Annotated in this window: 10 protein-coding genes, 1 tRNA gene and 1 pseudogene; all 12 read right to left on the reverse strand. The window is 37.5% G+C overall.

The features are described 5' to 3' along the window. Nucleotides 1-208: 208 nt before the first annotated feature. The 12 genes and pseudogenes from pgsA to AA977_RS02150 all read right to left on the reverse strand — a co-directional run bounded on the left by pgsA (nt 209) and on the right by AA977_RS02150 (nt 13474). Entirely contained in the window at nt 209-748 is a 540-nt protein-coding gene (gene pgsA / locus AA977_RS02095) for a CDP-diacylglycerol--glycerol-3-phosphate 3-phosphatidyltransferase (RefSeq protein WP_064434396.1), read from the reverse strand. Next, a complete protein-coding gene (locus AA977_RS02100; RefSeq protein ID WP_064434397.1) occupies nt 745-1353 on the reverse strand; it encodes a hypothetical protein in 609 nt (202 codons plus the stop codon). Before AA977_RS02100 ends, pgsA begins: the two co-directional genes overlap by 4 nt. A gap of 9 nt (nt 1354-1362) precedes the next feature. After that, nucleotides 1363-2151 (reverse strand): enoyl-ACP reductase, encoded by a 789-nt coding sequence (locus AA977_RS02105; RefSeq protein WP_064434398.1) that lies wholly within the window; start codon nt 2149-2151, stop codon nt 1363-1365. Then, complete coding sequence (gene dapA / locus AA977_RS02110) at nt 2148-3050, reverse strand: 4-hydroxy-tetrahydrodipicolinate synthase (RefSeq protein WP_064434399.1); 903 nt, start codon at nt 3048-3050, stop codon at nt 2148-2150. The genes AA977_RS02105 and dapA overlap by 4 nt, the downstream gene beginning before the upstream one ends. 14 nt (nt 3051-3064) lie before the next feature. Then, on the reverse strand, nt 3065-4399 hold the full coding sequence (gene pqqE, locus AA977_RS02115; RefSeq protein ID WP_064434400.1) for a zinc protease PqqE: 1335 nt from the start codon (nt 4397-4399) through the stop codon (nt 3065-3067). Next, on the reverse strand, nt 4396-5451 hold the full coding sequence (locus AA977_RS02120; RefSeq protein ID WP_064434401.1) for a quinone-dependent dihydroorotate dehydrogenase: 1056 nt from the start codon (nt 5449-5451) through the stop codon (nt 4396-4398). The genes pqqE and AA977_RS02120 overlap by 4 nt, the downstream gene beginning before the upstream one ends. A gap of 35 nt (nt 5452-5486) precedes the next feature. Further along, the gene (locus AA977_RS02125; RefSeq protein ID WP_064434402.1) at nt 5487-7514 is read right to left on the reverse strand and encodes an RNA degradosome polyphosphate kinase; all 2028 of its coding nucleotides are present in this window, start codon (nt 7512-7514) and stop codon (nt 5487-5489) included. Nucleotides 7515-7606: 92 nt separating this feature from the next. Beyond that, a tRNA-Pro gene (locus AA977_RS02130) sits at nt 7607-7684 on the reverse strand. A 69-nt stretch (nt 7685-7753) separates the two neighbouring features. Continuing rightward, nucleotides 7754-9013 (reverse strand): restriction endonuclease subunit S, encoded by a 1260-nt coding sequence (locus tag AA977_RS02135; RefSeq protein WP_064434403.1) that lies wholly within the window; start codon nt 9011-9013, stop codon nt 7754-7756. After that, nucleotides 9006-10336: pseudogene (locus AA977_RS02140) on the reverse strand (HsdM family class I SAM-dependent methyltransferase). The gene AA977_RS02135 and the pseudogene AA977_RS02140 overlap by 8 nt, the downstream one beginning before the upstream one ends. Beyond that, nucleotides 10329-12614, reverse strand: coding sequence for a DEAD/DEAH box helicase family protein (locus AA977_RS02145; RefSeq protein ID WP_064434404.1), 2286 nt, complete (start codon nt 12612-12614; stop codon nt 10329-10331). The pseudogene AA977_RS02140 and the gene AA977_RS02145 overlap by 8 nt, the downstream one beginning before the upstream one ends. Before the next feature lie 173 nt (nt 12615-12787). After that, complete coding sequence (locus AA977_RS02150; RefSeq protein ID WP_064434405.1) at nt 12788-13474, reverse strand: type I restriction endonuclease; 687 nt, start codon at nt 13472-13474, stop codon at nt 12788-12790. Nucleotides 13475-13497 lie beyond the last annotated feature (23 nt).

Consider the following 13497-nt stretch of genomic DNA (forward strand, 5'->3'; position numbering starts at 1 on the left):
ATTTTTTTTTGATAAAAATAAGGATTTGTTTTAATGGGGTAAATAAAATGTCAAAAACGCTCAAAGGCGTTTTAAAATGAACATGCAAAAGAGCGAATTAAAGTTTTTTAAAAAAGCGAAAGAATATTAGAATTAAATAATATTTATTAATTGATTAGGGGAGAGTCTTAAGATGTTTTAAAAGAACGCCAAAAACCTATTTTAAACATTAAGATTTATAATATTTAATAGTATAATCTATCCCCGAATAGAGGGTTAAAAAAACCGCTACAGCCACAAACGCATAGGCGTAAGCTAGATTGGCCAATAAAGCGCTAATCGCTACGACTTGAGAGACGGTTTTATACTTGCCTAACGCATTGACGGGAATATCCTTTTTTTCATTTGCGGCCAAGACTCTAAGCCCTGAAATAAAAAATTCACGCCCTAAAATCACAAACGGGATCCACGCATTCACACGATCCAAATAAACTAGCCCTAAAAACGCGCTCAAAATAAGGATTTTATCCGCCAAAGGGTCAAAAATCTCCCCAAAGCGCGATTTGGCTTTATAGCTTCTAGCGATATAGCCGTCCAATAAATCCGTGAGCGCGGCAAACAAAAAAACCAACGAAGAGATCATGTTGGTTTGAAAGGGGGTTAAAAAATTAAAATAAGTATGCGTATTTAACAATAAAAACAATAAAAATAACGCTAAAACGATGCGTAAAATCGTCAAAAAATTAGGCAGGAGTTTTAAAACTTTCATGTTTTCAAAGAAACTTGTGAAAAATTCAAAAACGCGCGCCCTAAAAAACTAAGCGCCACGCACATTAAGATCGCAGCGATCGTTAAAAAGATGATGCCTAATGCATGCGTTAATATCCCTAAAAGAGCTAATATAAGGCTAAAGAGCAACAACCTAAACCCGCTTAAAAAAAATTTTTCTTGAGTGTGAAGGCTCAATTCTCTATAGAGTTTGTGCAAATAAAAAATAGAAACCCCATTACCGATTAGCGAAAGAGCGTTACTGGCGTTAGGGATAAGATAGCTTAAAAGAGTGCATAAAATCACCGCTAAAAAACTGAAAGCAAAATTTTCAAAAAAACTCAAATGGTGCGTGATTTTAGAAAGCCGATAAAAACCAACCGCCCCCACAATAAACCCAAGCGCGCACAAAAAAAGAGACAACAAAACGATATAAGCCAATTGATCGCTAAAGAGATTAGAAATTGGAAGTGATTTTGTTCCGCTTAAAGCAAGATAAAGCACCAAAAGCATAGCCCCACACAAAGGGGCGAAAAAATAGCCCAACAAGCATTTTTTAATGAATTGCAACTCTTTGCTGTGGTGGATGTGGATAATATTTTGCAAGAAAAATCTTTATTTGAAAGTAGTTCCACCATCTACAACGATTGTTTGCCCGGTAAGCCAACCGCTTTGGGTTTCATCGCACAAGAAATACGCCGCTCCGGCCAGATCGTTAGGATTGCCCATGCGTTTTAGGGGCGATTGCTCTTCTACTTTTTCTTTGATTTCCACATAGTCAGGGAAGGCTTTCAAAGCGTCCGTATCAATAGGCCCGCCACTAACCGCATTCACTCTAATGTTAAACTCGCCTAAATCCACAGCGGCGTATTTAACCATGGTTTCTACGGCGTTTTTGGAATTGCCATGGCCGGCGTAATTAGGCATATAGACCAAGTTTCCTGTAGAGCTTAAGCTCACGATCGCCCCACCGCCTACTTTTTGCATGCGTTTTGCCGCTTCTTGAGCCCCTACCACAAACGCTAACACAGTGGCTGTATAAATATTGTTTAATCCTTTAGGTTTTAAGCGCATGAAAGGTGCAAACCCACCCACGACCGAGCGCCCGTAAATAATAGCGTTAGAAATAAAAAAATCCACTCTGTCAAAATCCGCATCAATTTGTTTAAAAAGCTCTGTGTATTGCTCAGGCTCTAAAACATTAAGGGGGTAAGCTTTGGCTTTAATGGAATATTTTTGCTCCACATATTCTATAATTTTGTTGGCTTCTTCAACATTTTTATTGTAAGTGAAAGCGATATTCACGCCGCTTTGAGCGAAACGATACAATATCGCCTTGCCAATGCCTCTAGTCGCGCCGCTAATCACTAGGGTTTTATTTTTCATGTGATTGGAACCATTCATGCAATTACCTCATATTGTTGTAAAGTTTTTTCTAAAAGTTTAATCGTTTCCTTGCTTGGAGCTACTAAAGGCAGTCTGTAGCTTGGGTTTTCAATCAAGCCGGCTAAATGCATGGCCATTTTAATAGGGATAGGGTTCGTTTCCACAAAAAGGGCTTGATGCAAATTAAAAAGCTTGTCTTGGATTTCTAGGGCTTGTTGGTATTCATGTTTGAGCGCGCAATTGACCATTTGTGAAATCAAATTGGGCATTAAATTACCGGTCACTGAAATCACGCCTTGACCCCCTGAAAACATGATAGAGTGGTTGAGCGAATCTTCCCCACTAAAAATTTTAAAATCTTTTTCATGATAGTGCAATTCTGTTACTCTTTTCAAAGAGCCAGACGCTTCTTTAATGGCTTTAATGTTAGGGACTTCTCTAAAAAGCTTGAGCGCGGTTGGGACTTCAATAGAAACGCCTGTGCGGCTTGGCACATCATAGAGCATGACAGGGATTTCCACCGATTGAGCGATGGTTTTATAATGCTCAAATAAGCCTTGTTGGGTGGGGCGGTTATAATAAGGGCTTACGCATAAAATCGCATCTGCACCGATTTTTTGAGCGAATTTGGCTAAAGAAAGCGACTCGCTCGTGGCGTTACTGCCCACGCCGGCCAACACTTTCATGCGTGAGTTTGAAGGCGTTTTGGTGTTTTTGCAAGTTTCTATGGCGATTTCAATGCAACGCATATGCTCCTTATGGGTGAGTGTGGCGGATTCTCCTGTCGTGCCAACAGGCACGCATGCGTCCATGCCTTGAAAAATTTGGCGCTTGATCAAGGATTCATAAGCGGCCTCATCAACGCTCAGATCTTTTTTAAAAGGCGTAACCAGTGCACTAGATGAATGGAATTGCATGCTATAAGGCTCTTTTAAGGTTTCAAAAACACGGTGGTTGATTGGGCGTCTTTAAAATATTCATTAGCCACGCGCACCAAATCGCTCACTTTTAAATCCAAAAATTGTTGCTGGTAATCGGTTAAGCCTTGAATATCGTTTTGCACTAAATAGTCTGCAAAAAGCCCCGCCACATCGCTAGAACTTTCTAAATTAGAAATGAAGTCGGCTTTTTGGTTGATTTTGAGCTTGTCTAACTCCGCTTGAGTGATTTGCCCTTTTTTAAGTTTTTCTAAAAGCGCTACGATTTCTTTTTGCAAATCTTCGGCTTTGATATTAGGATTACCTCCAGCGATGAATAAAAACACGCTTTCATCTTGCAATTGCATGTTATGCGAGAAAGCTTGAGAAGCCAAGCGTTTTTTATCCACCAATTCGCTTTGCAACCATGAACTTTTGCCTTCGCCTAAAAGCCTGCTTAACGCATCTAAAGCGACTTGATCTTTATGCTTGAAAGCAGGCACTTTATACCCTAGAGCGACCCATTCTAAATGGACCCCATCTTTATGCACGACTGCCGTTCTCGCCCCATCTTGTTTAGGCTCTTTCATGTAAGGGGTGGGGATAGCTTTTTCATCAAGATTTTTTAAGGATTCAAAATGCTTTTTGGCTAATTCAAAAACCTTTTGGGAATTGACATCGCCTACCACTAAAACGATAGCGTTTTTAGGCTGATAGTAGAGCGAATGGAATTTTTTAATGTCTTCTAAAGTCCAGTTTTGAATATCGTCCATAAAACCAATGGGCGTCCAATGGTAGGGGTGATAAACATAAGCGGTGTTAAAGAAGCGGAAATAAAGCATGCCAATAGGGGAATTATCAGTACGCCATCGCCTTTCTTCAGCGACCACTTGACGCTCAGGCAAAAACTCATCTTCTTTTAAATTCAATGAACCCATCGTTTCGGCGAACAATTCTAAAGACTTATCCAAGTTAGCCTGACTGGTCTTAATGAAATAGCGTGTAATATCAAAGCTCGTAGAAGCGTTACTCACGCCCCCAAAACGCTTAACGATTTTATCAAATTCGCCGGCTTTAAGGTTTTTAGTGCTTTTAAAATTCAAATGCTCTAGCATGTGAGCGATCCCGCTTTTTCCCATGATTTCGTTTCTAGAGCCGACTCTATAAAGCACATCAACCTCTATAACCCCGGTTTTATTTTCTAAGGGAACGCTTACGACTTGCAACCCGTTTTTTAAGGTAACGCTCTCATGTTTGGGTAAGTAAGATTGTGCATGCATGCTCGCTCCTAAGATCACTAACAAGACAGAACAAAGCCTCAAAAGTCTTTGACTAGAAAAATATTTCATCTTAAATCCGCTCCTATAGCCTCTTTGACGCTCAAAAATCCATCTTTTTGGAGTAATTTTACCAAATCTTTAAGAATATTTTGGCATAAATTTGGCCCGTTGTAAATAAAAGCGCTATAAATTTGTAACAGACTCGCTCCCATTTTAATCCTTTCATAAGCTTCTTTCGCACCGCTAATCCCCCCCACAGAAACAAGAATAGTCCTATTAAAAAAAGCTTTAGCCAATTCTTTAAAGATTTCACGGCTTTTTTTGGTCAAGCATTTCCCGCTCAAACCTCCCGTTTCTTTAGGGGCAAACACCAGGCTTTTATCAATCGTGGTGTTAGTTGCAATGATCCCGCTCGCTCCAGCTTCAATAGCACTATTTGTGATTTCTAGCATGCTATCTATTTCTAAATCTGGGGCGATTTTTAAAAATAAGGGCTTGTTGGTCATTTCTTTAGCCATGCAAAAAAGTTCATTCACAAACGCCTTATTTTGCAAATCCCTTAAATTAGGTGTGTTGGGCGAAGAAAGGTTGAAGGTGTAATAATCGCCAATGTTTAAGCATTTAATCAAAACCGCCTTGTAATCTTCTAGGGCGTTATCTTGCTCTATGTGTTTGTTTTTGCCTAAATTGATGCCAATAGGGGTTTTATAAGGGGCGAAGCGCTTAAACGCTCTAACCCCTAAATCCGCTCCGTAATTATTAAACCCCATCGCATTTTGCAAGGACTCTTCTTCAATATGCCTGAAAAGTCTTGGCTTTTCATTCCCGATTTGAGCGATATTCGTCAAGGTGCCTGCTTCTAAATAGCCAAACCCAAAGGCGATTAACGCTCTAATCATGGAAGCGTTTTTATCAAAGCCGGCGGCTAATCCTAAGGGGTTAGAGAAGTGTAAGCCTAGAATTTCATTTTCAAGCTTTGGGTTTTTGTATCCTAATTGAGAATGGATCAAATCACACAAAAAGGGCGATGAAGAAAGCATTCTTAAAATTTTACAAACTTTTTCGTGCGCTTCTTCAGCGTCTAAGCTAAACAAATATTTTTTTAACAATGAATAAAGCATTTCAATCCTTATATTTTATTGCTTGAATGATAGTCCTAAAAGGTTTTAAGGGCGTGTTTTTCAAAATAATCCTGCGAATTTAAAGGATCATTAGGGTTTGAAATTTTAGTGTAACGGCCTTTAGAATCTAACTCGTAGCGTTTTAGGGTGTCTTTTAATTGGATTTCTAAAATGTGCAACAATTTATGAGCGATCTTTGGGGTTGTGGCCGGGATGAGCAATTCCACGCGCCTTTCTAAATTCCTGGGCATCAAATCCGCGCTAGAAAAATAGATATTCTCATGTTTAAAATAATAAATGCGTGCATGTTCTAAATATTTCCCCACGATAGAATACACCCTAATATTTTCGCTCAAGCCTTTGACTAGGGGCTTTAAACAGCAAATCCCCCTGATAATGAGATCAATTTTAACCCCTTTTTGAGAGGCTTTATACAGCCATTCAATGATCTCGCTATCCACTAGCGCGTTGGCTTTTAAAATGATATAGCCTTCTTGTTCATGCTTCATTTCATTTTGGATCAAATCAATGATTTGTTTTTTAATTTGTTTGGGCGCCATAAAAAGCGTTTCTAGGGTGTTGCTCGTTGCACTGCTTGTTAAAAGAGAGTGGAAGAGTTTGATAATGTCGTTAGCGATTTCATTTTTCGCGCTAAAAAAACTCACATCGGTATAGATTTTAGCGCTCAAAGGGTTGTAATTGCCCGTGCTTAAGTGGGTGAAATGGCGTAATTGGTTGTCTGTTTTTTTGGTGATCACAAGCATTTTGGCATGCACTTTGAGTTTGAAAACGCCATAAACCACTAACGCGCCCGCTCTTTCTAAGGCTTTTGCCCAGTGCAAATTACTCTCTTCATCAAAGCGCGCTTTCAATTCCACTAAAACGCTCACTTGGATCTTGCTCGCCGCTTCAATTAAGGCTTTGACAATGGGAGAATGCCTGCCCACACGATAAAGCGTCATTTTGATAGAAAGCGTGGTTGGATCGCTAGCGGCTTGCTCTATCAAATCAATCACAGGCTCAAAACTCTCATAAGGGTGGAATAACAACAAGTCTTGTTTTTCTATAGATTTAAAAAGATCGTTTTCGTTAAAGTGGGGGTGGATTTTAGGCGTGAAATTGGGCGATTTAAGGGTTTTAAAATCGCTATGATTGACTAATTCCCACAAATCCCCTAAATTAAGCATGATTGCGCTTTTATAAATATGCATGCCGGTGAGTTTGTGCTTTTTGTAAGAGTGGGTCTGAAAACTCCTTAAAGAGGCTAAAAGGGTGTTTAAAAGCTCTTGGCTTCCGTTTTGGATTTGCAAGCGCACGATTTCGCCTTGGTTTCGTTTCCTTAAACTCTTACTCATCAAATCCGCATAATCATGCGCTTCATCTTCAGTGATTGCAATATCCGCATCGCAAGTTACCCTAAACGCCATACAATCTAAAATTTCATGCTCTAAAAACAATTCTTCTAAATGCGCTTCTACGATTTCTTCAGCCAACACAAACAAGCCTTTTTCCAGCTCTACAAAACGGAAGATAAAAGAGGGGAGTTTGATGAGCGCATGAGAGGTGTTTTGGGTTTCTTTGTCTTTAATGCGGGCAAAAAGCGCGAAAGTCAAATTCGCTAAAGGCGGGAAAGTGTGCGAGGAATCCAACTTAAAAGGCAAGACTAACGCATAAAGTTGCTCTTTAAAATAAGTTTTAGCTTTGGCTTTTTGCTCTAGATTCAGCTTGTTATAAGGGGTGATGCAAAGCCCCTTTTTAAAGAGTAGGGCTTGGATTTTTTGAAATTCCAATTCCCTTTCTTCAATTTCATGCGCTAAATAACGCTTGATTTTTTCTAATTGTTCTTCAGGGCTTGCGCCATCAATGCCTTTAGAGGCGATTTTATGCTCATAGAGTTGTTTAAGCCCCGCCACTCTTATCATGTAAAATTCGTCTAAATTCGTGTCATAAATGGCTAAAAACTTCAAGCGCTCTAATAAAGGCAGGCTCTCATCTTTAGCTTCATTCAAAACCCTTGTGTTAAAAGCTAACCATGAAAGCTCTCGGTTAAAGAAACGATCCAATAGAAATCCTTTCAATCATCATGTTTAAAAATTGATTTTGTTTAGTGTGATTATATAATGAAATGATATTAATTGAAGTTTTTTTAAAGTCATGGTCGGAGTAGCGGGATTCAAACCCACGACCTCACCCACCCCAAGGGTGCGCGCTAATCAGGCTGCGCCATACTCCGCAATCAAAAAGAGAGATTTTAATATAAGTTTGCTTAGGTATTGCTTATTTTTGGTTTTGTTTTTGATTTTTATTGTGGTTTGACTTGCTGTTTTAAGAGTAGGGGGAGTAGAAAGTCCCTCATCGTGGTTAGGGTTTGGGTCTCAATGATATTGTTAGAGATTTTTTCATAGAGTGGTTTAGTTATTTTGGAATAATTATCTAGTAGCTCTTTATTTGGTATAAGAATGAAAATATAGTCTAGTGCCTCAATGTTGATAGCTTTTTGTGTAGCACCGGTCGCTAGATTGTTTTTTCTTGTTTCAAAAGGGGAGTGTTTAATCATGGAAGCTATGTATTCAAAAGTATGTTTTTGACATTGTAAGCCACAAAAACCTGTTGATAATATACTTTCTTTTATCCATGATTGCATGCGTTGGTTTAAAAATAAGTGTTTTTTAGTGTCTTTCATTTTGGCAAACCATACCGAATAGATAGCGGGTTGCATGTTGGCTCTATTAGGGCGTTTTCTATAGCTAACTTTAAGTCCTTGATTAAGAGATAGGGTTTCTTGTATATGTTTTGTTTCATAATACACTTTTTGTTTAAAGGGGGTTACTCCCGTTTTGATTGTGTTACATAGGGGATTATCCCCTAGCGTTTTGACTTCAAAATCGTTGGGGATAAGGCGGTTTAATTCTTTAGAAAATTTCATTTTTCCGCCGTTAGTTTGGTAGGGCTTGTTGTTTTCATCTAAAAAATCAAAACGAACGAAGTATTGTTCATAAAGAAGTTCTAGGATTTTGTGTAAAAGCTCATTGATTTTATGGTTGTTCTCTATTTTTTGATCCAAAATAGAAAGCGTGCGGGCGATTTTTTGTTGTGTTTCTAGTGGGTAAAGTTTGACTTTAATATTAAGAAAATCTAGGGGTGTGATAGAGGGGTAGCTAGAAGTCCCACATTCTGCGATGCGGTGCAAGTAATGAATGATTTCATCTTGCGTAATATAATAATACAAATAATTAGGGTCTAATTTTTCTAAGTCTATAACATCTATTACGATAAAAGCGGTAGAAACTAAAAAATTTTTTGGAATTTCTTTAATAATCCCAAAGTGGCGTTGATTGGGTCTTACGCTAGAATAAATAATGCTATTAATGGAGCATTTTCGTTTAGCTCTTGAGGGCAGTTTTTCTTTTGTTAAATCAATTTTTAGAAAAGCATTTATTCTATTGTTTGTGATATTATCAGTATCTAAATAACAAACTTTTTTGTAATTGTCTTCTTTAGTGTAGTTGTTTTGATTGATAGCAATTACTGAATTATTTTTTAAATCTAAAAGTTTAGTCATAATTAAGATTTCCTAAAGTTTCTAAAATTTCTTGTTGCAAGCTTTGGCTTTCATCAAAAAGGCTTGTGAGTTCGCTTGAATATTGTTGCATCAATTTTTCAAACTCCGCTTGGCTGATTGTTTCGCTTGATAAACGAGCTTTTTATCCACTAAATGCCTGACAATCTTATTTTCTACCCCGCTTTTAGCGCTGATGAATCCGGTTGGCACGACGATAGCCCCCTTACCCTTTGGATTTAGCATGTTCAAGCAATGCTGGAAAAAGAGCGTGTAAATGGGCATTTTGCTTTTATCGTTTTTAGGGATATTGGGCACGCCTAAGAAAAAATCGTTTTTGTTTTGCGAAATCTCGGCATGCTCGTTGGAAAAATCCAATTTGAAAGGGGGGTTGCTCACGATGTAATCCATTTTCCCATGATGGTCTTTAGAATGGTAGGGGTTCGTTAGGGTGTTTCCCTCAATGGCGTATCTTAAAGAGTGGGTCAAGTCGTTTAAAATCAGGTTGAGCTTGAGCATTCTTAAGGATTTTTGCGAAATGTCTTGGGCATAAAGGGTGCAAGAATTTGTGCCTATTTGGTGGGCTAATGCCATTAAAAGCGTTCCTGTGCCAGCGCTTGGGTCATAGATTTTGACGCTTTGAGTGGGAACACTTACTAAAAGCTTAGCAATGATGCTAGCGATGCTTAAAGGGGTGTAGTATTCGGCGTATTTCCCTCCGCCGGCGTTATTGTAATCTTTGAGTAAGTATTCAAAAATGGGAGCGAAAAAGTCATAGCCTTGTTGGTTTTGTAGGTTTAAAAAAGCTTGTTTGAAATTAAAATTTTTGAGTTTGTCTAGTAAAACTCTTGTAAAATTAGCCCTTTTGGATTCTTCATTAATGTATTGTGAGACGCTTTCAAATAGGGCGATAGTGGTTTTATCCGTGCTTTGGGTGTTAAAAAGTTCGGCGTTATTGCTAGAAATGCGATTAAAAATAGCATCTAGTTTTAGGTGTAAATCGTTATCGTTAAAATGTTTTTCAAAAAGATGGTTTAAAAGCTCATCATAAGAGAGTTTGGGGAGTTTATTATCTTTTACATCGGCGAAAAAATCTTCTTTTTCTTCCTCGTTAAAGTTTTTGTAATCTTGTATGGTTTTGTCAGGGAATTTTTGTTCAAAAAAGAATTCAAATTTATCGCATAAGAATTTATACAAAAAGCATTGCGTGATGATCTTGTATTCGTTGCCATCGTTCCCTAAGCCAAAACTAGTGCAAATGACTTTTAAATCGTCAATGAGGCTTAGGGTGTCTTGTTTGATTTGCAATAAAGCGTTATTAGGCATTGGAATTTCCTTGATGGTGGTTTTGTGTGAGTTCGTTAAAAAGGGTTTGAGCGATAAATTCTCTTTCTTTTTGTAAATCTTTTAAGGAGGGGTTTTTGTTGAAAGCGTTCTTTAATTCTGCATTTATGGCATTTTTGAGAGTATCTTCTTCGGTTAAGATTTCTTGCCGTTTAGAAATACGCTCATCAATAGCGCTTTTGAGCGCGCTTAAAAGCGTAAAAATACCCGTTGGGTTAGAAATGGTTTTTTCTATAAGGCGTTTGTGCGTGATCGCATAAGAGGGATCATTATTATATTTATTTAATAGGTTAGTGGTTTGTTGGTTGGCTTTTTCTAGTTGGGAAATAAGCGCGCTGCAAGCGGTAGAAATTTCATTAAAATTCTGGCTTGTTGTGGGCGTTTGGAGCAATTTTGAAAGCTCTTTAGAAAAATTTTGAAATTCCTTACTTTTTTTGTCTGGGCTATTTTCTAAAATCTCTTTAGCTTGTTGGTATTTGGCGTTAATCTCTTCTCTTTCTTTAAAGTGCAATTCTTTGCTTTCTTTAAACTCTATTTTAAAGTCTAAAAGAGCGATGAGGTCTTCTAAAACGATTAAATCGTTTGGGTTTTTAGGCTCATTGATGTTTTTTAACGCATGGAGTTGTTTGGCTTTTTGGCTCAGCATTGAAGAGATTTTGCTGATTTTTTCAATATCCATTTTTTCTTTTAAGTAAAGGATTTTTTCATCGTTAGAAGTCCGTATGATGTTGTAGCGTTCTTTAAGCGTGTTAATGGCGTGTGAGACTTTTAAAAACTCGTTCATTTCGCTTATACTGACAATAGCGCTAGTCATGGCCTCTATATCATCAATGGGGTAATTAAAAAGATCATCGTAGGCGTTTTTAATGTCTTTTTCTAAAATCTTAGGATCTGCAAATATATTTTTAATATCATTGGCATCGTCTTGATTAGAGCTGTTTAGATTAAAGGCGTTTAATTCTTTCAAGTAATCATCAGTCGTTTTGTCAAAATTTTCTTCAATGCCTACAAAATCTATAAGGTAGCCAAAAGACATGTTGTTATAGGGGCGATTCACCCTGGCTAGGGCTTGGAGTAAATTGTGTTTGTCTAATTTTCTGTGGATATAAAGGCGTTTGAGATTGGGTAAATCAAAGCCGGTTAAAAGCATGTTAAACACAAAGACTATATCGGTATCTTCATGTTTGAAAGAATGAATCTTTTCTTTGACTTCTGGTTCATCATACAAAATCAAGTCAGATTGGAGTTTGTTTAAAATGCTTAGGTTAGGGTGGTTTTGCAAGACTTCTTCTTGAACTTTATTAAAAAACTCATTAGCTTTTTTAGCTTGCGCGCTTGAAAAACAAACCACCATAGCCTTTAAATTTTTATCATCATTCAATTGCCTGAAATTCAATAAATCTCTAATGATATAAGAGAGCATGGCTTTAATGTATTTTTCATCATTAAAAATAGTCTCTTTTTTGATTTTTATATCTTCAATAGTGATGCTTTCTTGCAAAAGGCGATAGATTTCTTGCAGTTTTTCTTTGTAACTCTTTTCAATGATTTCTAATTTGAGCGTTAGGGTGTGTTTGTCTTTAATGGATTCTATATAAGAATAGGTGTGCAAATAATTGCCAAAAGTGTTTTTAGTGGCTTTATCTTGCGCGTCGTTTTCTAATAGGGGCGTGCCTGTGAGGGCGATTTTAATTGCTGTTTTGTCGCATTCTATCAAATTAGCGTAAAAGCAACCTTTAGGGTCATAGCTCCTGTGGGCTTCATCTATGATAAACACCCTTTGCAAATCGTGGTTATTTTGTATCGCTTCTTGCAATTCCGTTTTAGAAACGATTTCTTTAGGATTGTTGTTAGAAAGATCTTTATTTTCATTATTTTCATGGTCTTTTTCATTAGGGTCTTTGAATCGCTGGATATTCACAACAACGATTTCATCATTCCCTTGAGTGCCATCAAACACGCTAAGGCTTTTTAATTTTTGGCTCAATTCTTCTTTATTTTTTGGCTCATGCACTTCAAGGCCTCTTTTTAAAAACTCGCTTTTAGCTTGTTCTAATAAATCCAGTCTGTCCACAATAAAATAAAATTTAGTTTTTTTATTGAGGGGGTTAAAAAAGTCTTTTATGATTTTGGTTAAATGGTAGGTTAAGGCGGTTTTACCGCTGCCTTGTGTGTGCCAAATGACGCCTTTTAAGGGGTCTTTAGGGTTAGTTTTGTAATGTTTTTGCAATTCTTTTAAAACATTCAAACTCGCAAACATTTGCGCATAACGCCAAATGTGTTTTTTAAAATCTGATTTTTCTTGTAAAAAACTGATGCCGTATTTTAGGATAAAGCAAAGCCTTTTTTGAGAGCAAAACGAAGTTAAAAGGGCGTTTGTGGGGGTGTCTTCAGGGTTTTTTAGGGTGCTGGTGTCTTTGAGGTTAAATTCATTTAAGATCTTTTTTTGAATTTCTTCAAGCGATCTGTGGTTTTGATGGTTTTGATCATTTTGATCATTTTCGGGGGGGGGGGGGTAATATCTAGCTTATTGGCTTCAACAAAGCGTTGGAAAATGGGCGAATAAGAAGCGCCATAAAACGCCCCTTGATTAGGATTTGTGTCATCATAGGGTAAATTATCGCTAAAGAGCCAAATTTGCGTGAGGTTATAAAAAACTTTGTTTTCAGGGTTTTTATAGCGTTGGATATGGCGATCTCTTTCCTCTTTAATGCCTTTTTCGGCGTAAGGCTGTTTAACTTCTATATTCACCAAAGGCAAGCCGTTGATAAAAAGGGTTATATCAGGTCTTAGGGATTTGTAGGGTAATTCAGCCATCATTTCATAACGATTGTTGTTAGGGTTATTAAAGTCTATGATTTGATGCTCGCTTTTGAGCAAGTATTCATAAAAGCTTTTGCCTAAATCATCATAATTCAAGCGTTTTTTCATGCCATTAAGCGTTTCTTGTGCATTTTTATTGGGGTTTAGTTGGTTAAAGGCTTGAGTGAAACTATCGGTTAAAACATTAGTCGTTGCATCCAGTTTAGGCTTATCTTTTTGGGAAATAAAGTTGTAGCCCAACTTGGCTAAATGCATTAAAGCAGGGACTTGAACCCTTGTGATTTCGTTATACGGCATGCATACCCCTTTGATTTAGGCTT

Origin of the sequence: Helicobacter pylori (assembly GCF_001653455.1) — a bacterium.
GTDB lineage: Bacteria > Campylobacterota > Campylobacteria > Campylobacterales > Helicobacteraceae > Helicobacter > Helicobacter pylori_A.